The organism is Treponema endosymbiont of Eucomonympha sp. (genome assembly GCF_001028545.1).
In genome coordinates this window covers 1-600 of the sequence record NZ_BBPW01000427.1, presented here as the reverse complement: position 1 = coordinate 600, position 600 = coordinate 1, and the positions used below count along the sequence as shown (strand labels likewise).

The window sequence follows — 600 nt, the reverse complement described above, 5'->3', positions numbered from 1 at the left end:
GAACTGGAGCAGCTCCGCATTGCCGAAACGCAGTATACGCGGGAAGGCAGGCTCGAAAAAGCGGCGGAAATCCGCTACGCAAAGATTCCCGAAATCGAGAAGCGGCTCCGCGGTTCGGAGGAACGCGCGGAATCCCGCAAGGGCGCGCAGCAGGCGGGGGCGCGGCAGACGCTGCTTCGGCAGGAAGTGGGCGAGGAGGATATCGCGCGGGTGGTGGCGGCGTGGACGGGCATTCCGGTGAGCAAAATGCAGGCGAGCGAACAGCAGAAGTACCTTGCGCTGGAGGCAGAACTGCACCAAAGGGTTATCGGGCAGGACGAGGCGGTGTCGAGCGTGTCGGACGCAATCAGGCGGAACCGCGCGGGACTTTCGGACGAGAACCGCCCGCTGGGGAGCTTTCTATTCATAGGACCGACCGGCGTGGGCAAGACGGAACTGGCGAGGGCGCTCGCGGACTTTCTGTTCAACGACGAGCGGGCGCTCACCCGAATCGATATGAGCGAATATATGGAAAAGTTCGCGGTGAGCCGCCTCATCGGCGCGCCTCCGGGCTACGTGGGCTACGACGAGGGCGGGCGCTCACCGAATCGGTGCGGCGGC

1 pseudogene is annotated in these 600 nt (G+C 64.7%); it reads left to right on the top strand.

From position 1 onward, the window contains the following. Window positions 1–600 (top strand): annotated as a pseudogene (locus AWU74_RS07440) (AAA family ATPase); the annotation flags it as partial.